The sequence below is a fragment of the Haloarchaeobius sp. HME9146 genome, from assembly GCF_025399835.1.
Lineage (GTDB): Archaea > Halobacteriota > Halobacteria > Halobacteriales > Natrialbaceae > Haloarchaeobius.
This window is the reverse complement of record NZ_JAODVR010000001.1, coordinates 3,290,884-3,307,927: the sequence shown is the minus strand read 5'-3', so window position 1 is coordinate 3,307,927 and position 17,044 is coordinate 3,290,884. Positions and strand designations below refer to the sequence as shown.

18 protein-coding genes are annotated in these 17,044 nt (G+C 66.9%); 14 read left to right on the top strand and 4 right to left on the bottom strand.

The features are described from left to right. Window positions 1-21: 21 nt before the first annotated feature. Window positions 22-909, bottom strand: a complete 888-nt coding sequence (locus tag N6C22_RS17020) for a PspA/IM30 family protein (RefSeq protein ID WP_261652324.1) — start codon at window positions 907-909, stop codon at window positions 22-24. 54 nt (window positions 910-963) lie between these two features. Between N6C22_RS17020 and N6C22_RS17015 the strand changes: the two genes are divergently transcribed. The 3 genes from N6C22_RS17015 to N6C22_RS17005 are packed head-to-tail and all read left to right on the top strand — an operon-like array spanning window position 964 to window position 2,281. Continuing rightward, window positions 964-1,569: a dienelactone hydrolase family protein gene (locus N6C22_RS17015; RefSeq protein WP_261652323.1), complete on the top strand. Its 606-nt coding sequence runs from the start codon at window positions 964-966 to the stop codon at window positions 1,567-1,569. 57 nt (window positions 1,570-1,626) lie between these two features. Further along, the gene (locus N6C22_RS17010) at window positions 1,627-1,902 is read left to right on the top strand and encodes a hypothetical protein (RefSeq protein ID WP_261652322.1); all 276 of its coding nucleotides are present in this window, start codon (window positions 1,627-1,629) and stop codon (window positions 1,900-1,902) included. A 46-nt stretch (window positions 1,903-1,948) separates the two neighbouring features. Next, window positions 1,949-2,281 (top strand): hypothetical protein, encoded by a 333-nt coding sequence (locus N6C22_RS17005; RefSeq protein ID WP_261652321.1) that lies wholly within the window; start codon window positions 1,949-1,951, stop codon window positions 2,279-2,281. Window positions 2,282-2,301: 20 nt separating this feature from the next. On the opposite strand, the gene N6C22_RS17000 is transcribed toward N6C22_RS17005, so the two are convergent. Further along, window positions 2,302-3,090: a succinylglutamate desuccinylase/aspartoacylase family protein gene (locus N6C22_RS17000; RefSeq protein ID WP_261652320.1), complete on the bottom strand. Its 789-nt coding sequence runs from the start codon at window positions 3,088-3,090 to the stop codon at window positions 2,302-2,304. Between the two features lie 94 nt (window positions 3,091-3,184). Further along, window positions 3,185-3,964: a succinylglutamate desuccinylase/aspartoacylase family protein gene (locus N6C22_RS16995; RefSeq protein ID WP_261652319.1), complete on the bottom strand. Its 780-nt coding sequence runs from the start codon at window positions 3,962-3,964 to the stop codon at window positions 3,185-3,187. 176 nt (window positions 3,965-4,140) lie between these two features. Here N6C22_RS16995 and N6C22_RS16990 point away from each other — a divergent pair, with 176 nt between their 5' ends. The 5 genes from N6C22_RS16990 to N6C22_RS16970 are packed head-to-tail and all read left to right on the top strand — an operon-like array spanning window position 4,141 to window position 10,077. Next, on the top strand, window positions 4,141-5,703 hold the full coding sequence (locus N6C22_RS16990) for an ABC transporter substrate-binding protein (protein WP_261652318.1): 1,563 nt from the start codon (window positions 4,141-4,143) through the stop codon (window positions 5,701-5,703). Window positions 5,704-5,713: 10 nt separating this feature from the next. Continuing rightward, complete coding sequence (locus N6C22_RS16985) at window positions 5,714-6,712, top strand: ABC transporter permease (protein WP_261652317.1); 999 nt, start codon at window positions 5,714-5,716, stop codon at window positions 6,710-6,712. Further along, window positions 6,712-7,818 carry an ABC transporter permease gene (locus N6C22_RS16980; protein ID WP_261652316.1) on the top strand — a complete coding sequence of 369 codons (1,107 nt, stop codon included), beginning with the start codon at window positions 6,712-6,714 and terminating at the stop codon, window positions 7,816-7,818. The genes N6C22_RS16985 and N6C22_RS16980 overlap by 1 nt, the downstream gene beginning before the upstream one ends. Next, entirely contained in the window at window positions 7,818-9,011 is a 1,194-nt protein-coding gene (locus N6C22_RS16975) for an ABC transporter ATP-binding protein (RefSeq protein WP_261652315.1), read from the top strand. Before N6C22_RS16980 ends, N6C22_RS16975 begins: the two co-directional genes overlap by 1 nt. Further along, window positions 9,004-10,077: an ABC transporter ATP-binding protein gene (locus tag N6C22_RS16970; protein WP_261652314.1), complete on the top strand. Its 1,074-nt coding sequence runs from the start codon at window positions 9,004-9,006 to the stop codon at window positions 10,075-10,077. The genes N6C22_RS16975 and N6C22_RS16970 overlap by 8 nt, the downstream gene beginning before the upstream one ends. A 12-nt stretch (window positions 10,078-10,089) precedes the next feature. On the opposite strand, the gene N6C22_RS16965 is transcribed toward N6C22_RS16970, so the two are convergent. Then, window positions 10,090-10,320: a hypothetical protein gene (locus N6C22_RS16965; protein WP_261652313.1), complete on the bottom strand. Its 231-nt coding sequence runs from the start codon at window positions 10,318-10,320 to the stop codon at window positions 10,090-10,092. Between the two features lie 437 nt (window positions 10,321-10,757). Here N6C22_RS16965 and N6C22_RS16960 point away from each other — a divergent pair, with 437 nt between their 5' ends. The 6 genes from N6C22_RS16960 to N6C22_RS16935 all read left to right on the top strand — a co-directional run bounded on the left by N6C22_RS16960 (window position 10,758) and on the right by N6C22_RS16935 (window position 16,882). Further along, entirely contained in the window at window positions 10,758-12,437 is a 1,680-nt protein-coding gene (locus N6C22_RS16960) for a CTP synthase (RefSeq protein WP_261652312.1), read from the top strand. Then, on the top strand, window positions 12,437-13,354 hold the full coding sequence (gene guaA / locus N6C22_RS16955; RefSeq protein WP_261652311.1) for a glutamine-hydrolyzing GMP synthase: 918 nt from the start codon (window positions 12,437-12,439) through the stop codon (window positions 13,352-13,354). Before N6C22_RS16960 ends, guaA begins: the two co-directional genes overlap by 1 nt. 4 nt (window positions 13,355-13,358) lie before the next feature. Next, window positions 13,359-13,685, top strand: coding sequence for an NAD-binding protein (locus tag N6C22_RS16950; protein WP_261652310.1), 327 nt, complete (start codon window positions 13,359-13,361; stop codon window positions 13,683-13,685). 133 nt (window positions 13,686-13,818) lie between these two features. Next, entirely contained in the window at window positions 13,819-14,889 is a 1,071-nt protein-coding gene (locus tag N6C22_RS16945) for a DUF4397 domain-containing protein (protein WP_261652309.1), read from the top strand. A 104-nt stretch (window positions 14,890-14,993) separates the two neighbouring features. Further along, the gene (locus N6C22_RS16940) at window positions 14,994-15,602 is read left to right on the top strand and encodes a hypothetical protein (protein ID WP_261652308.1); all 609 of its coding nucleotides are present in this window, start codon (window positions 14,994-14,996) and stop codon (window positions 15,600-15,602) included. 173 nt (window positions 15,603-15,775) lie between these two features. Further along, window positions 15,776-16,882 carry a DUF4397 domain-containing protein gene (locus N6C22_RS16935; protein WP_261652307.1) on the top strand — a complete coding sequence of 369 codons (1,107 nt, stop codon included), beginning with the start codon at window positions 15,776-15,778 and terminating at the stop codon, window positions 16,880-16,882. Window positions 16,883-17,044 lie beyond the last annotated feature (162 nt).

The following is a 17,044-nucleotide window of genomic DNA, read 5'->3' as shown; positions in this document are numbered from 1 at the left end:
CGCAACACACCGACTGGCCGGTTACGTCTCGGACTGCTCTTCTTCGACGTCTTCCAGTTCCGCCTCGACGTCCGCGCTGCTGCCCTCGCCACCGGCCTTGGCCGCCTCGGCGGCCTCCATCTCCTGTTCGAGTTCCTCGAGGTCAGCCGTGACGTCCTCGTCGCTCACGTCGGCGTCGACCTCGGTGTCACTGCTGCCACCACCGGAGCCGCCCTTGCCCATCTCGGCCTTGAGCGTGTCGAGTTCGGCGTCGACCTCGCTGGAGGAGCCGAGCTGTTCGAGTTCGCGGTCGATGGAGTCCTTGTCCGACAGCGCGTCGTCGAACGCGCCCTCGTCGTACAGTTCGTCCATGGCGGCGGCGCGTGCCTCCATGTCCTCGGTGCGTTCCTCTGCGCGCTCGATGGCGAGGCCGACATCGTCCATCTCGTCGCCCACGCCCGTCATGGCCTCCGAAACGCGGTTGCTGGCCTCCGCCGCCTCGTAGCGGGCCTTCATCGTCTCCTTCTTCGTGCGGAACTCCTCGATGCGGCTCTGGAGGGTCTCTTTCTTCTCCAGCAGCTGATCCTGCGTGTTCTGGAGCTGCTCGATCTGGCCTTCGAGTTGCTCCATCTGGGTCATCTTCGTCTTCTTCTTCTCGAGGGCGCGGCGGGCGAGATCCTCGCGGTCCTGGCGGACGGCCTCACGGGCCTGGCGGTTGTGCTTCTCGACGTCCTCCTCGAGGCGTCGCTTCTGCATCTCCAGGCGCTTCTTCTGGGTGGTGAGGTCCGCGATGCCGCGTTTGACCTGCTGGAGCTGGTCTCGCATCTGCTCGTAGGAGTAGTCCAGGGTCTCTGTCGGGTCTTCGGCCCGGTTCAGTATCGAGTTGATCTTGGACTTGATGACGTACGAGGCGCGCGAGAGTATTCCCATACCCGTTTATTTCATCCCACGAACTTAAAAACGTCACTGTGCGAATGTGTCTACATGTCCGACGAACTGCTGGTACCGGGCGCACGTGACGTCCGAGCGACACTCGATTCGGCCGGTGACGACGCGACGGCCTGCGTGGTGGCCTGCCCACCGCATCCACAGCACGGCGGGAACCGGAGCGACCGCCGGCTCGTGGCGGTCGGCGAGGTGCTGACCCACCACGGCATCGACTGCTTGCGCATCGACTACGGTGACTGGGACGAGGGCTACGGCGAGCGCGAGGACGTGCGGAACGCCCTCCGGTGGGCCGCCGACCGGTACGAGACGGTCGGTCTGTTCGGCTACAGCTTCGGTGGCTGTCAGGCGCTGCTTGCGGCGTCCACCGTCGACGTGCCTGTCGCGGCGGTGTCGGTGCTGGCACCAGCGCCGCGGCTCGCGGCCGACCTCGACGCCGTCGCCGCCCTCGACGACATCGACTGTCCGGTCCAGGTGTGTTACGGCGAGCGCGACGACCTCGTGGACTGGCAGCAGGTCGTCGACCGGGCCGACGAACTCGGTCACGAGACGGTCGCCTACGGAGCGGACCACCACTTCGTCGGCCAGCACGAGAAGATCGCGAAGACGGTCGGCTCGTTCCTGGTCCCGCCCCTGGCCCGGTAGCGGCCCAGCTGGTCGCCAGTAGCAACGCCTTTGCCCGGTCCCCGAGAAGCGCCGCCCATGACCGGTTTCGTTCGCCGATGGACGCCCGAACTCGGCTGGTCGGCGCTCCTCGTCGGCGTCGTCGTCTCGCTCTGGGCGGTGTTCGCTCCCGGCGTCGGCTGTCGGGCCAACGCCCTCGACACCTGGCAGGGTCGCTTCGCCATCGAGGGAACCGACCTGTTCTTCCTCGGCTGTGGCGCACACCCGTGGACGCTCGACCTGCGCCTCGTCGGGGCGGGCCTCGGCCTGCTCGCCATTGGCACGCTGCTCGTGCTCCTCGGCCGGCGGCTGTAGTCGGCCAGCACAACGGTTAGGCGGTCCGGGACCGAACCTCCACCGAATGAGCAAGGACATCGATGACGCGGTGAACGAACTCGCCGACGTCACGGCCGGCCGCGACCTGGACTCGATTCCCATCGTTTCCGTCACGGAGACGCCGACGACGGTCGAGGTGACCCTCGGGCTTCCCTCCGGGAATGAGTTCACCGACACCTTCGACAGACCGCCGGTGTGGGGGGCGAACTGTGACCTGAAGCGGTTCCTGGACGCGATGGGCGTCGGCCCGGACGACCTCGACGACCTCGTCGGGCGCGAGGTACCCGCGTCTCGCCGGGTCGGTAAGGCAGGGTTAGAGTTCAGTATCGACCGCGACCGCGTGTTCGAGAGCGACTGATTCTCCCGCGAGCAACTGACTCAGGCCTCGGCCGTGAGGTGGCCGAGTCGTGTCGCAGCGTAGCCGAACACGTCCTCGTAGCCATCGGTCGAGAGAAGCACGGGGTAGAACTCGGCGTCGGCGACCTGTTCGTCGCCGTCGGCGGCCGCGAACGTCGTCCCGGGGGCGACCCGCTGGAAGTTCTCGACGAACACCTCGTAGCGCTCGGCGGGCACCTTCGGGATGCGCTCGTGGAGTCGGAAGTGTGGTATCGGCTTGGCGGGGGCGTCGCCGGGGAGCGCGCCGGTCGCGGTGAGGAACGCACGGGTCAGCCGGTCGGCGTTCTCGGCGGCCGCGTCGGTCCCCTGCAGGCCGGCTTCGACCTCGATGACGTCGACCGCGGTCGTCAGCCGGCCATCGACGGAGTCGCCGGTCTCGACCACGGCGGCGACCGGGAGCCGCGGAACCACGTTCCGGACGTGCTCGGTCATCCTGTCGTAGACGGCGAAGGGGTCGGCGTGCGAGCGCGTGGAGTGGATGGAGAAGGTGAGGCAGTCCTCGACCTCGGCGTACACCGCGGCGGCGAGTCGCCCCTCGTGGGTGTCGGCGTCGGGGTCGCCCGGGAACGTCCGGTTCATGTCCTCTTCGAGGTAGCGGACGCCCGCTTCCAGCGCCTCCTCGTTCGCAACGACCAGCTTGACGGGGCGACGGACCGGCGGCTGCTCGTCGATGAGACGCTCGACGGCCCGCACGCCACACGGTTCGTCACCGTGGATGCCCGCGACGACGGCGAGCTCCGGCTCGCCCTCGCCCAACTGTTCGACCAACATCAGATGAGACCAGCGGGGCAGAGTGCAAAAACGATACGATTCGCCCCGTCAGGGCACGGTTTCCCCCGCGTTTGCTGTCGATTCTCGGACTGAATCAGTGGTCCAGCTCGGAGAGGCGGCCGAGCCGCCGTGCGCCGAACCCGACGATATCGTCGTACCCGTCGGTCGACATGAGGACGGGATAGAACGCCTCGGGAGCCGTGAGCTCCTCGTCGTGACGGCGGGCGAACGCCTCGCCAGCGGGCACGCGCACGAAGTTCTCGGCGATGAACTCGTACCCGGTGCCCTCGACGCGCTCGGTGACCGAGAACACCTCCGGGTCGGCCAGCGAGAACTCGGTGTCGATGACGCCGTTCCCCGCGAGGAAGCCCCGGAGGATGCGTTCGCCGTTCTCGGTGGCCGCGTCGCTCCCCTTGATGCCGCACTCGACGGCGACCCCGTCGAGGTACCCCACCAGCCCACCCGGGACGTGGCTGATGTCGACGGCACGGTCGATGCCGGCTCGCTGGAGGACGTGGAACGTCTCCGGCGTCGCGCGCTGGTAGAGCGCGAAGGGCTCGGCCATCGAGAGCGTCGAGTGCAGGTCGAGGACGCGCAGGCCGGCGAGTTCGTCGAGAAGCTCGGCAGCGAGTCGGCCCTCGTGGGTGTCGGCGTCGGGGTCGCCCGGGAACGTCCGGTTGAGGTCCTCGTCGACGTACCGACGACCCGCGTCGACTGCCGCCTCGTTGGCGACGACGAACTTCACCGGTTCGTGTATCGTGGGGTCGTCCGCCAGGAACCGCTCGACGGCGTGCTTGCCACACAGTTCGTCGCCGTGGATACAGGCGACGACCGCGAGCTCCGGCTCACCCTCCCCGAGCGAGATGACGCGCATGGAACGAGGCTGGGACGCGCCTGACTTATACTGTGTCCTTCGATTCCCGCTCCGGAGATTCCGGTCGGTAGATTCCGGGATACACGGCCTGATATCTTTAATTTACGATTGGTTCCTTTGTGATTCGTGCGCATGGGTAGTGGGATTTATATGGCCGTGTTGGGTAGTACCGGCCTATGCCAGAACGCACCACCGACCGGCGTGGATTCTTGAAATATGCGGGCGCGACCGCGGTCGCCGCTTCTGCAGCAGGGTGTATCGGCGGTCTCGGAGGCGGGGGCGAGGAGTCCCTGGGTGACTTCGAAGTAACCGTCACCCAGGGCAACATGCCCTCGGGGCTCGACCCACACGACCACCGTGAGACCCCGACAGACGTCGTGATGCTGCACGCCTACGAGGGCCTGCTCACCCGCGACGCCGACGGGAAGATGGTCAACGCACTCGCGACCGGCTTCTCCCGCGTCGACGGCGAGCCCGCCGTCGAGTTCGAACTCCGGACGGACGCGACGTTCCACAACGGCGACGAGTTCACCGCCGAGGACGCCGCCTACAGCATCAACCGTATCGTCAAGGAGGACGTCGGCTTCGCCAGCCCGCAGAGCGACCAGCTGGCGGGTGTCACCGGTGCCGAAGCCGGCGATGGAAAGATCACCGTCAACACGGACGGCGTCAACCCCATCGTCTTCTCCGAGTTCGCGACCTACTGCGACATCGTCCAGAAGTCCTGGATCGAGGAGCGCTCGAAGCAGGAGATCGCACAGGACATGAACGGAACGGGCCCGTTCAAGCTCGACACCTACACCGAGGACCAGGAGGTCGTCCTCGTCCGGAACGAGGAGTACTGGAACGACCCCGCCGAGGTCTCCCAGCTGACGTTCAAGGCGGCCACCGAGTCCAGTACGCGTGTCAACCAGCTCGTCGCTGGCGAGACCGACGTCATCGTCAACGTCCCGCCCCAGCAGGTCTCGGAGGTCGAGAACAACGACGGCACGTCCGTCAAGGCCTCCCCGAGTACGCGTATCATCTACAACGCGCTGCGCTACGACGTCGAGCCGTTCTCCTCCACGGAGTTCCGCCAGGCGCTGAACTACGCCATCGACCTCGAGAGCATCGTCTCGAACGTCCTCGGCGGCTTCGGTGCCCAGACCGGACAGCCGACCCTGGAGAACTTCGTCGGGCACAACCCCGACGTCGAGCCGTACCCGTACGACCCCGAAGAGGCCGAGGCGCTCGTCGAGTCCAGCGGCCACGCGGGCGCGGAGATCGAACTCCACACGCCCTCGGGGCGCTACCTCAAGGACCTCGAGATCGCCCAGGCGGTCGCGGGCTACATCGACGAACTGTCGAACGTCTCCGCGACGGTCAAACAGCGCGACTTCGGGTCGCTCGTCGACGAGCTCCTCACCGGGAACATCGAGGACAAGCCGAAGTGGTACCTCATCGGCTGGGGTGAGGCGACGTTCGAGGGTGCCCTCGTCATGAAGGCGCTGCTCGCCAGCGACGGCGCGCTCACGACCTGGAGCAACGACGAGTTCGACTCGCTGCTCGAGAAGGCGGCCAACCAGACCGGCGACGCCCGGACGAGCACGCTGCAGGAGGCGAACGCCCTCGCACACGACGAGGCCCCGTGGATCTTCCTGAACCGTCAGTTCAGCGTCTACGGTGTCGCGGACCGCATCGACTGGGAGCCCCGCTCCGACGAGCGCATCGACGCCTACGCGATGAGCAAGAGCGAATAGTAGAACCACCATGTCCCTCGTCCGTTTTCTGACAAAACGAACACTGCAAGGGCTCCTCGTCGTCTGGGGTGTCGTGACGGTCGTCTTCGGGCTCCGGGTCATCGCTCCCGGGAACCCGGCGAACGTCCTGCTCCCGCCCGACGTCGCGCCCGAGGTCCGCCAGCAGGTCATCCGCGAGCTCGGGCTGGACAAGCCCATCCACATCCAGTACCTGGAGTTCCTCGCAGGCATCCCGTTCGGCGACCTCGGCACGTCCCTGACGAACAACACCGCGGTCACGTCGCGTGTGATGCGGACGCTGCCGGCGACGCTCGAACTCGCCATCGCGGCGACCATCGTCGCGGTCGTGCTCGCGATTCCGCTCGGCGTCGTCAGTGCGACTCGACGGCACGAGCCACCGGACTACCTCGCGACGCTGTTCTCGCTGGGTGGCATCTCGACGCCGAACTTCTGGCTCGGCGTGATGCTCGTCATCATCTTCGCCGTCCAGCTGGACGTGTTCCCGACGAGCCAGCGGGGAATCGGCTTCCCGGCGGTCGTCGGGCTCCTGCTCAGCGGCCAGCCCGGGGCGGCGATCAACGGGTTCGTCACGTGGCTGAGCTACATCACGCTCCCCGCCATCACGCTGGGGACGTACTTCACGGCGCTCATCACACGGCTCACCCGAAGCGGTATGCTCGACGAGCTCGGGAAGTCGTACGTCCGTGCCTCGCGGGCGAAGGGACTCCCGGAGGTGCTGGTGCGCTACCGGCACGTCCTGCGGAACACGCTCATCCCCATCGTCACCGTGGTCGGGCTCCAGCTCGGCTCGCTCATCGGTGGCGCGGTCATCACGGAGTCGGTGTTCGACTGGCCGGGGCTCGGCCAGCTGCTCATCGGTAGCATCCGGGCCCGTGACTGGCCGATGGTGCAGGGCTCGCTCATCGTCATCGCCGTCGGCTTCGTCGTCGTGAACATCGCGGTCGACACGCTGTACGCGTACATCAACCCCCGGGTGGGATTCGACTGATGGCATCTCTCGATTCACTACTGAAACTGTTGCGTGGCCTGACGCTCTCTCCACGGACCGTCAGGAACCTGAAGAAGGAACTCGCCCGGAACGGGCTGGCGAAGATCGGTATCGCCATCGTCGTGCTGGTCGTCTGCGTCGCGGTGTTCGCACCGTTCGTCGCGCCCGACCGGCCGACCAAGCAGAACTTGGAGGAGTCGCGCTTGCCGCCCGTCGGCTTCTCCGAGAAGTCGGTCCAGGAGGTCCAGGTCAAGGAGAACGGGAGCGTCGTCTTCGAGGACGGCGAGATCGTGACCGAGACGAGGACCGTCTACAACAACGCGTCGTGGGACCACCCACTGGGGACCGACGGGAACGGTCGTGACATCCTCTCCCGGCTGATATACGGGGCGCGGGTGTCGCTGCTCGTCGGCGTCCTCGGGACGTCACTCGCCACGCTCATCGGCGTCACGGTCGGCCTCTCCGCGGGCTACTACCGCGGCAAGGTCGACGACGCCCTGATGCGGGCGGCCGACGTCATGCTCGCGTTCCCGTCGCTCGTGCTGGCCATCGCGCTGGTCGGGGTCTGGGGACAGGCGAAACTCGCCATCCCGGACCCGTTCGTCCAGCTCGGGCTCGTCAGCGTCTTCCGTGACGCCATCGGGCTCCCCGGGCCGATGCCGACGCAGACGATACTGCCGGGGACGGTCATCGTGGTCGTTGCGCTCGTCAACTGGGTGTGGTTCGCCCGCGTCGCCCGCGGGGAGGCACTCAGCCTGCGCGAGGAGTCCTACGTCAAGGCGGCCCGCTCGATGGGCGCGAGCGACGCGACCATCCTGCTCCGGCACATCCTGCCCAACGCCGTGACGCCCATCCTCGTGCTGGCGACCATCCAGGTCGCGGCCATCATCCTGCTGGAGAGCGCACTGTCGTTCCTCGGCTTCTCGGCCGCGAACGTCTCCTGGGGCTTCGACATCGCCCTGGGGCGCGAGTACCAGACCACGGCGTGGTGGATCGCCGCCATGCCCGGGCTGGCCATCGTCATCACCGTCGTCGGGCTGAACCTCGTCGGTGACTGGCTCAGGGACGCCCTCGACCCCGGTATCGAAGGGGAGGGTGGTGTCTGATGAGCCGAGCACACGAGGACCTGCTCCGCGTCGAGGACCTCTCGACGCGCTTCTTCACGGAGGAGGGGCAGGTCAACGCCTGCGAGTCGGTGTCGTTCGACGTGCGCGAGAACGAGATTCTGGGCATCGTCGGCGAGTCCGGCTCTGGCAAATCGGTCACCGCGCTGTCGGTCATCGACCTGGTGGAGTCGCCGGGTCGGGTGACCGACGGCCGGGTGTGGCTGCGCGACGCCGACCTCGCCGAGGAGTTCGAGTCGAAAGAGCCCACGGCGGTCGACGGTGACTTCGTCGACCTCCGCAAACTCCCGAAGGGTGTGCGTCGCTCCCTGCGAGGGCCGACGTTCAGCACCATCTTCCAGGACCCGATGTCGAGTTTCAACCCGTCGCTCACGGTCGGCGAGCAGATCGCCGAGGCGGTCGAGGTCCAGCGCCGGACCACCGCCAACCCCCGGAAGACGCGGTCGCGGACCCAGGGCTACGGTCTCGGGAACCTCATCGTCGACAGCTTCCTGCCGGACCGCTCCTACACCAGCGAGGAGAGCCACGCGCGGGCAATCGAACTGCTCGACCAGGTCGGCATCCCCGACGCGGCCGAGCGCGCCGACCAGCACCCCCACGAGTTCTCCGGCGGGATGCTCCAGCGCGCGATGGTCGCACAGGCACTCGCCGGCGAGCCGGACGTGCTCATCGCGGACGAGCCGACGACCGCGCTCGACGTGACCATCCAGGCCCAGATTCTGGACCTCCTGCGCGACATCCAGGAGGAGCGCGGGATGAGCATCGTGCTCATCACACACGACCTCGGCGTCGTCGCCCGGATGTGCGAGCGGGTCGCGGTCATGTACGCGGGCGAGGTCGTCGAACGCGGGTCGCTCGAGGCCGTCTTCGACAGCCCGACCCACCCCTACACGCAGGGGCTGCTCGGTTCGTTGCCGGACCTCGACGACCCCGAACCGCGCCTCGACCCCATCGAAGGGAACGTCCCAAGCCTGCTCGACAGCGAGATGGGTGACCGGTGTTACTTCGCCGACCGCTGTCCGAAGGCGATGGAGTCCTGTCTCTCCCGGCCCGAGCATCGACAGGTCGGGGACGACCCGGACCACGTCGCCCGGTGCGTGCTCGCCGACGGCGAGTACGACCCTGGACAGGCGCTTCCCGACGACTACTTCGAGCGAGGTGATTCCGATGAGTGAGAGCGAGCCACTGCTGCGCGTGACCGACCTGGAGAAGTACTACTACGAGAACGACACGTTCCTCGACAGCCTGCTCGGCAACGAGACACAGAGCGTCAAGGCCGTCGACGGGGTCTCCTTCGAGGTCCAGGAGGGCGAGACGCTCGGGCTCGTCGGCGAGTCCGGCTGTGGGAAGTCCACCACCAGCGAGACCGTCCTCCGGCTCCGCGAGGCCACCGGCGGCACCGTGGAGTTCGACGGCGAGAACGTCTTCGAGATGGACAAGGCGGAACTGAAGGCGTTCCGCCGGAACGCCCAGATCGTCTTCCAGGACCCGTTCTCCAGCCTCGACCCGCGGATGACCATCGGCGAGATCGTCACCGAGAGCCTGCGCATCCACGGTATCGCGGACCGCGAGGAGCGCCAGGAACGCGCCGCGGAACTGCTCGAGCGCGTCGGGCTCTCGGCGAGTCAGGTCGACCGGTACCCCCACGAGTTCTCCGGGGGCCAGCGCCAGCGCATCGGCATCGCCCGCGCCATCGCGCTCGACCCCGAGTTCATCGTGCTCGACGAGCCGGTGTCCGCGCTGGACGTCTCCGTGCAGGCGCAGGTGCTCAACCTGCTCGGCGACCTGCAGGAGGAGTTCGGGCTGACGTACCTGTTCGTCGCCCACGACCTCTCCGTGGTCCGGCACATCTCCGACCGCGTGGCCGTGATGTATCTCGGCGAGATCGTCGAGACCGGCCCGGTCGACGAGATATTCGAGAACCCGCAGCACCCGTACACGCAGGCGCTGCTCGAGAGCGTGCCGCGACCCTCGGTCGAGGAGTACGGTCGCCGGGGCGACGTGCTGGAGGGCGACGTTCCCTCGCCGCGGAACCCGCCCTCGGGCTGTCGGTTCCACACCCGGTGCCCGTACGCCACCGAGGCGTGCAAGACGGAGAAACCGCCGGCCTACGAGCACGGCCCGCAGCATCAGGCGACGTGCTTCCGGCTCGACGGTGACCACGACTACTGGGAGAGCGAACCGCTCTCGCACGCGGAGGATTCGGTCGCAGAAGAGTCGGCTGTGCACTCCGACGACTGACGATACCGGTGCTTACTGCACCCGGACGGTCTCTTTCAGACGATACTCGAACTCGACGCCGTAGTTCTCCCCAACCCGCTTTCGCTCGACGTACCCCGCCCGGTTCACGTCGGCGAGCATGCTGGAGGCGCTCTCGGCCGAGTACTCGGTCTCTCTCGCCACGTCGTGGCAGTCCTTCCAGTCGTCTGTCGTGAGCGCGCCGCATACTCTCCCCCTGTGTGAGTCCGCACGGACGGTCGGCATGCTACGTGGTTCGGTAGCAAGGAGCATAAGTTTCGGTCCTAATTGTTCAGGGTCCACGGGAAGGATACCGGCGGAATCACGGCTCGTCGGGGGTCGGTCCAGCTGGCATCGTCGGTCGTGTAGCCGTGAACTCAGTTCCTCGCGCTGGTGGCGACGACCGCCACCGCCCCCCACCGCCCCGCCACCGCCCCGCAACCGCACCACACCCTCCCCAGCCGACTCCCTCCGTTTCGCTACGCTTCACTCCGGTCCTCCCTCGCGCGCTTCCGAGTCGTGGCCTCACTGGTGTTCGGCACACGACACCGCGCGCGCCACACCGGTTTCGTCGTCGTGTTTCGCCCCCGAACCCGCCCTTCCTTTCGCCCGGCTGAAAGACAGCCATTCACACGTCCGAACGTCTCCGAAATCGTTTTGAGTGACTCTCGCGCACAGTCAGTATGTCGACCGATTCCGAAACGGGGTACGACCCCACACTCGGGAACAAATTCATCTTCGTGACAGGCGGCGTGATGTCCGGGCTGGGGAAGGGTATCACGGCCGCGAGTACAGGCAGGCTTCTCAAGAACGCCGGGTTCGACGTGACCGCGGTCAAGGTCGACCCGTACCTGAACGTCGACGCCGGGACGATGAACCCGTTCCAGCACGGCGAGGTGTACGTTCTCAAGGACGGTGGCGAGGTCGACCTCGACCTGGGGAACTACGAGCGCTTCCTCGACATCGACATGACCTCGGACCACAACGTCACCACGGGGAAGGCGTACAAGCACGTCATCGAGAAGGAGCGTGCTGGCGACTACCTCGGGAAGACGGTGCAGGTCATCCCGCACGTCACCGACGACATCAAGCGTCGCATCCGCGAGGCGGCCAAGGGTACCGACGTGTGTATCGTCGAGATCGGCGGCACCGTCGGGGACATCGAGGGGATGCCCTACCTCGAGGCCCTTCGCCAGTTCGCCCACGAAGAGAGCGAGGACGACCTGCTGTTCGTCCACGTCACCCTGGTTCCCTACTCGAAGAACGGCGAGCAGAAGACGAAGCCGACCCAGCACTCCGTGAAGGAGCTGCGCAGCATCGGCCTCCAGCCCGACGTGCTCGTCGGGCGCGCCGACGACAAGCTCGACCCCGAGACGAAGGAGAAGATCGCGCTGTTCTGTGACGTGCCGACGAAGGCGGTCTTCTCGAACCCCGACGTCGAGGACATCTACCACGTCCCGCTGATGGTCGAGGAGGAGGGCCTCGACGAGTACGTGATGGACCAGCTCGGGCTGTTCTCCCGGGCGCTCCCGAAGCGCGAGCGCGACAACTCCTGGCGCAACATCGTCACCCGCGACCGCGAGGGCGAGGTCGACATCGCGCTGGTCGGGAAGTACGACCTCGAGGACGCGTACATGTCGGTCCACGAGTCGCTGAAGCACGCCGGACTGGACCAGCGCGTCGACGTGAACGTGGTGTGGGTCGACGCCGACGAACTCGCCGCCGATGGCGAGGACAGCGAGCACTTCCAGCGCCTCGCCCAGTGCGACGGCGTGGTCGTTCCCGGTGGGTTCGGCTCGCGCGGGACCGAAGGCAAGATTGCGGCAGTCAAGTACGCCCGCGAGAACGACGTGCCGTTCCTCGGCCTCTGTCTGGGCTTCCAGATGGCGGTCGTCGAGTACGCCCGGAACGTGCTGGGCTTCGAGGGCGCACACTCCGCCGAGATGGACGCGGACACCCCGCACCCGGTCATCGACATCCTGCCCGAGCAGTACGAGGTCACGGACATGGGCGGGACGATGCGTCTGGGCGCACACGAGACCGACATCGAGTCCGGGACGGTCGCGGCCCGACTCTACGGCGGCGACTCCTGCACTGAGCGCCACCGTCACCGCTACGAGGTGAACCCCGAGTACTTCGAGGACTTCGAGGACTCCGACATGGTGTTCTCGGGCACCGCGGGCAACCGGATGGAGATACTGGAACTCGACGGCCACCCGTACTTCTTCGGGACGCAGTTCCACCCCGAGTTCCGTAGCCGCCCCGGCCGTGCATCGCCCCCGTTCGTCGGCCTCGTCGAGGCCGTCGTCGAGCAACAGCGTGACGTCGACTCCGAAACGGAGACCGAAGAGGTCGAAGCATAATGGTAGACACAGACGAGTTCATCCCGGAAGCAGTCGCAGAGATTCAGGAAGCAATCGGCGATTCGAAGGCCATCATCGCCCTCTCGGGCGGTGTCGACTCCTCGGTCGCGGCCGCGCTGGCCTACGAGGCCATCGGCGACAACCTCGTGCCCATCTACGTGGACACGGGGCTGATGCGCAAGGGCGAGACCGAGCAGATTCGCGAGACGTTCGACTACATGCACTCGCTCGACATCGTCGAGGCACAGGACCGCTTCCTCGACGCCCTCGAAGGGGTTACGGACCCCGAGGAGAAGCGCGAGATAATCGGTGAGCAGTTCATCCGCGAGTTCGAGCGCGAGGCGAAGGCAGTCGACGCGGAGTACCTCGTGCAGGGAACGATCTACCCCGACCGTATCGAGTCCGAAGGTGGCATCAAGTCCCACCACAACGTTGGCGGTCTTCCCGACGTCATGGACTTCGAGGGCATCGTCGAGCCGGTCCGTGACCTCTACAAGGACGAGGTCCGCGAGGTCGCTCGCGCGATGGACCTCGAAGAGGTCGTCTCCGAGCGCATGCCGTTCCCCGGTCCCGGCCTCGCCGTGCGCGTCATCGGCGAGATAACGGAGGAGAAACTCGAGGTGGCCCGCGAGTCGAACCACATCATCGAGGAGGAACTGGAGGAGTACGACCCGTGGCAGGCCCTCGCGGCCGTCATCGGCAAGGCGACCGGCGTCAAGGGCGACAACCGCGTCCACGGCTGGGTCGTCTCGGTCCGCTCCGTCGAATCGCGTGACGGCATGACCGCCCGCGCCCAGAACATCGACTGGGACACCCTCCAGCGCATCCAGTCGCGCATCACCGGTACGAACGACAACGTCGCCCGCGTGGTGTACGACGTAACGCACAAACCGCCGGCGACCATCGAGTACGAGTGAGACGATGACGAAGGCCATCTTCGCCGGTGTAGACGAACACGCACTCGTCGCCGCCCTCGAAGCCGAAGGCATCGAGGTGACGGTGATTCCCGACGTGGCGAACCGCCCCGCACTCGAAGAGGCGGGTATCCTCGAGGCCGACCTGTTCGTCCTCACGGACGTGGGACAGGCGACCTCGATCCCCATCGCGAAGACGATGAACCCCGACGTGCGAATCGTGGCGTTCACCGACGACTCCCTCCCGGAGTTCGTCAGCGGACAGGAGGTGCTGGCCATCGACCCGGCACTGCTGGACGCCGAGGCGGTGGCAGAGGAACTCGCGGCGTCGTAGTTCCCCGATTCTCCTCGCCTCGCTGGGAGAAGTAACGGGTGCACCACCCAGTATCCTGAGAGAAATAACCACCCCATCCCCCAGTTACTGTAAGTAATCGCTATCTTGTCACCAACCCCTAGAGTGACTCGCAATGACTACACGGCGAACCGTCGTCAAGACGCTCGGTATCGTTGGGGGGACAGCGGCGCTCGGGGGGTGGAACGTCGCGGCGCAGGCCGACGACGACCAGTTCCCGTTCGAGGACGACGAACTCGGATACCGGGAGGCCGACCCGGCGGCGATCCGTGTACTCCACGCGGTGCCGGACGGCCCGGCGCTGGACCTGCTCGTCAACGACTTCGAGGTGCTCGAGCAGTTCGAGTACGGGCAGATAACGCCGTACGCGGAGATGCGACGCGGCCTCTTCGACTTTCGAACCATCCTAGACATCCAGACGTTCGCTCCGGGGGGGCGCGACGGGCCGGACAAGCTGGTGGAGCTCCGCGAGGGCGACCACACCATCGTCGTCGCCGGACCGAGTCTCCCGAGCAGTGACTCCGAACTGCTCGTCTTCGAGGACGACAACACGCCGGTCTCACGGACCGAGGCGAAGGTGCGATTCATCCACGTCTCGCCCGATGCGGGCGAGGTGAACGTGCGGGCGAAGGGCGTCGGCCGGCTGGCCCGCCGCCTGGAGTTCGGTGAAGCGACCGACTACGAGACGGTCCCCGCGGGGACGCTCGAACTTACCCTCCGCAAGCCCGGCCGGCAGCGAAGCCTCGACGTGTTGCTCGCGCTGGCGGGCGGGGCGACCTACACTGTCTTCGCCCACGGGTTCCTGTACGACGACTCGGGCGCGCTCTCCATCGGCGGCGAGCGCGGCTTCACGCTCCTCCCGGTCGTAGACAACCTCTCGGCCAGCCCCCGGCTCTCGCTGAGCAGTATCCCGCCGCTCCGGGGACGGGGCGGGCGCGGGCGCGGTCGTGGCGGCTGGGGCCGCGGTGGCTGGGGACGTGGCGGCTGGGGTAGAGGCGGCTGGGACCGCGACGACTGGGGCCGCGGTGGCTGGGGTCGCGGTCGGGGCGGCTGGCGTCGCCGCTGGCGGCGTGGCGTCCACAGCCCGCAGGGTGACGGGCCCGGTCCCGGTCGTGGCGGGTTCGGCGGCCGGTTCGACGACGGACGCATCGAGTTCGACTCGCCGTTCCAGACCGACGACGAGTGAGTACACCGTCCCCGTGAGTGCCGACCACGTCCCTGCCGACCACGTCCCGGTCCGATGGTCGCCCGCCCACAACGCCTTTCGCACGCCCAGTCCATCACTGGAGCGTGGTGACTAGTGGTCCCATCGAGACGTTCGAGGCGGACGCCCGCCCACTGCTCGTGACCCCGGGCGTGTACCTGCTCGGCGGCTTCCTGGCCGTCGCGTTCGCCGTCGTCGGCGACGATTACCTCACCCCGGTCCTCGGTGCGGCCGCGCCGGTCGTCATCGGGGTGACCGTGTTCGCGGTCGTCTGGGGATACTTCGTGTTGCCGGGGGTGCAGGAGGCGCGCTCGACCGAGATTCGGCTGTACGCCGACCGGCTGGAGCGCGACCGTGGCGGCGTCGACGGTGCCAGCGACGTCGTGCCGTACGACTCCATCGAGCTGGTCGCGGTCGAGCGCTCCCGGGCTGGCGACCGGTTCGGTACCGCGACGCTGGTCTGTTTCCGGCCGGCCGAGGGCGACCTGCGGCTGTGGTTCGTCCGTGACGCCGACCGGCTCGCCGCGATGCTGGACGAGCGAATCCGGACGGCCCGCGAGGGACGAGACACCGAGGCGCTCGCCCGTGTCGGCGTCGACCCGGCTGGGCTTCCGGACGAGACGTACGTGCTGCCGGCGACGGCGATTCCGGGCTACGACGGGGGCGGGTTCGACGGGGCCGAGACCCGGACCTGACCCCGATTTTCAGATGTATCAGAATTCAGTTTGTTCGTGAGAGAAGCATCTGTGAAATGGGTTCCTGTATCTCGATTACTCGCTGCGGAACAATATGTCTGGTTCTGAGTTGTTCTCGCTCGTGAGCGAACGGGCGCTTACCTAACCGGGTCCCACACCTCAGTACGGGTGCTATGGTAGCAACCAGACGCACTGTTCTACAGTCAATCGGTATCGTCGGGGGGACAGCGGCACTCGGGGGGTTCGGTGCCGTCGCGGTCCGTGCGGACTATCACGAGTCGGCTGACGACGAGGCGGCCGAAGGGCTCACCGAGCTCCGGGTCATCCACGCGTCGCCGGACGCCCCGAACGTCGACGTCGTCGTCGACGACGAGGTCGTCCTGTCGAACGTGCCATTCGGGACCGTAAGCGAGTATCTCGTGCTCGACTCCGGTGAGCACGACATCACCATCACGAAGGCCGGCAGCCCGGACGACGTGGTCTTCTCGCAGACTACCGAACTCGACGAGGGCAAGTTCACCATCATGGCTCTCGGTGAGATCACCGCCGCGACGTTCGAGCCGCAGGCGTTCGAGGACATGACGACGCCGCCGATGGAGGAGGAGTCCGCCATCCGGTTCATCCACGCCTCGCCCGACGCGCCGGAGGTCGACGTGGTACTCGTCTCGCTGAAGGAGGAGATAACCGAAGAGGACGTCCAGGTCGTCGAGAAGCTCTCGTTCGGGTCGGCCAGTGAGTACCTCACCACGGACGCCGGGCCACACATCGTCGAGGTGTTCCCGGCCATCGACCCCGAGAACCCACCGGAGGACCTTCCGGACCCCGTCGCCACCATGGAGGTCGACCTGCAGGGCGGCCACGCGTACAGTGGCATCGCGCTCGGCTATCTCGACGCCGAGGAGGACAAGCCCGCCCTCGAACTCAAGGTCGCCATCGACACGATGCTCGACGAAGACCTGCCCATCGACGAGGAGGAAGAGGACCTGCCCATCGGCGAAGAGGAAGAAGAGTACCCGGTCGAGGAGGAGGAAGAGTTCCCGGTCGAGGAGGAGGAAGAGTTCCCGGTCGAGGAGGAGGAGGAGATCCTCTGCCCGACCGACGAACCGTCGCCGCCCATCCAGGTCAACTGGCTCAAGACCGAGGGTGAGTACGACCAGTGTACCAGCTGCTTCACGCCGCGGGCCCGCGGCGTCATCCGGACGCGCCAGCCGTTCCGGATGCGCCGTCGCCCGTACACCCTTCGGCCCACCTGGGGAATCGGTCGCCGCCGCTACTACTGAGTAGCTGAACCACTTCACTCTCGGACGACCCCCGCCGTCGTCCGTTGCTCATTATCCCGTCGCGCGTTTTGCGACGTTCTCGCCCGTTTTTGCCGCGTGTTCCCGTTCCAGCCGTCCAGTGCTGGGACCACCATCGATAAGGACCGTCCACCCGCAAGGTCG

What these genes read in the sequence shown, in the direction of transcription:
- N6C22_RS16970 (WP_261652314.1), top strand. Translation starts at nt 9,004, where the DNA reads ATGAGTGAGAGCGAGCCACTGCTGCGCGTGACCGACCTGGAGAAGTAC.
- N6C22_RS17000 (WP_261652320.1), bottom strand. Translation starts at nt 3,090, where the DNA reads ATGTTGGTCGAACAGTTGGGCGAGGGCGAGCCGGAGCTCGCCGTCGTC.
- N6C22_RS16965 (WP_261652313.1), bottom strand. Translation starts at nt 10,320, where the DNA reads ATGCCGACCGTCCGTGCGGACTCACACAGGGGGAGAGTATGCGGCGCG.
- N6C22_RS16990 (WP_261652318.1), top strand. Translation starts at nt 4,141, where the DNA reads ATGCCAGAACGCACCACCGACCGGCGTGGATTCTTGAAATATGCGGGC.
- guaA (WP_261652311.1), top strand. Translation starts at nt 12,437, where the DNA reads ATGGTAGACACAGACGAGTTCATCCCGGAAGCAGTCGCAGAGATTCAG.
- N6C22_RS17005 (WP_261652321.1), top strand. Translation starts at nt 1,949, where the DNA reads ATGAGCAAGGACATCGATGACGCGGTGAACGAACTCGCCGACGTCACG.
- N6C22_RS16975 (WP_261652315.1), top strand. Translation starts at nt 7,818, where the DNA reads ATGAGCCGAGCACACGAGGACCTGCTCCGCGTCGAGGACCTCTCGACG.
- N6C22_RS16980 (WP_261652316.1), top strand. Translation starts at nt 6,712, where the DNA reads ATGGCATCTCTCGATTCACTACTGAAACTGTTGCGTGGCCTGACGCTC.
- N6C22_RS17010 (WP_261652322.1), top strand. Translation starts at nt 1,627, where the DNA reads ATGACCGGTTTCGTTCGCCGATGGACGCCCGAACTCGGCTGGTCGGCG.
- N6C22_RS17020 (WP_261652324.1), bottom strand. Translation starts at nt 909, where the DNA reads ATGGGAATACTCTCGCGCGCCTCGTACGTCATCAAGTCCAAGATCAAC.
- N6C22_RS17015 (WP_261652323.1), top strand. Translation starts at nt 964, where the DNA reads ATGTCCGACGAACTGCTGGTACCGGGCGCACGTGACGTCCGAGCGACA.
- N6C22_RS16935 (WP_261652307.1), top strand. Translation starts at nt 15,776, where the DNA reads ATGGTAGCAACCAGACGCACTGTTCTACAGTCAATCGGTATCGTCGGG.
- N6C22_RS16995 (WP_261652319.1), bottom strand. Translation starts at nt 3,964, where the DNA reads ATGCGCGTCATCTCGCTCGGGGAGGGTGAGCCGGAGCTCGCGGTCGTC.
- N6C22_RS16945 (WP_261652309.1), top strand. Translation starts at nt 13,819, where the DNA reads ATGACTACACGGCGAACCGTCGTCAAGACGCTCGGTATCGTTGGGGGG.
- N6C22_RS16950 (WP_261652310.1), top strand. Translation starts at nt 13,359, where the DNA reads ATGACGAAGGCCATCTTCGCCGGTGTAGACGAACACGCACTCGTCGCC.
- N6C22_RS16985 (WP_261652317.1), top strand. Translation starts at nt 5,714, where the DNA reads ATGTCCCTCGTCCGTTTTCTGACAAAACGAACACTGCAAGGGCTCCTC.
- N6C22_RS16960 (WP_261652312.1), top strand. Translation starts at nt 10,758, where the DNA reads ATGTCGACCGATTCCGAAACGGGGTACGACCCCACACTCGGGAACAAA.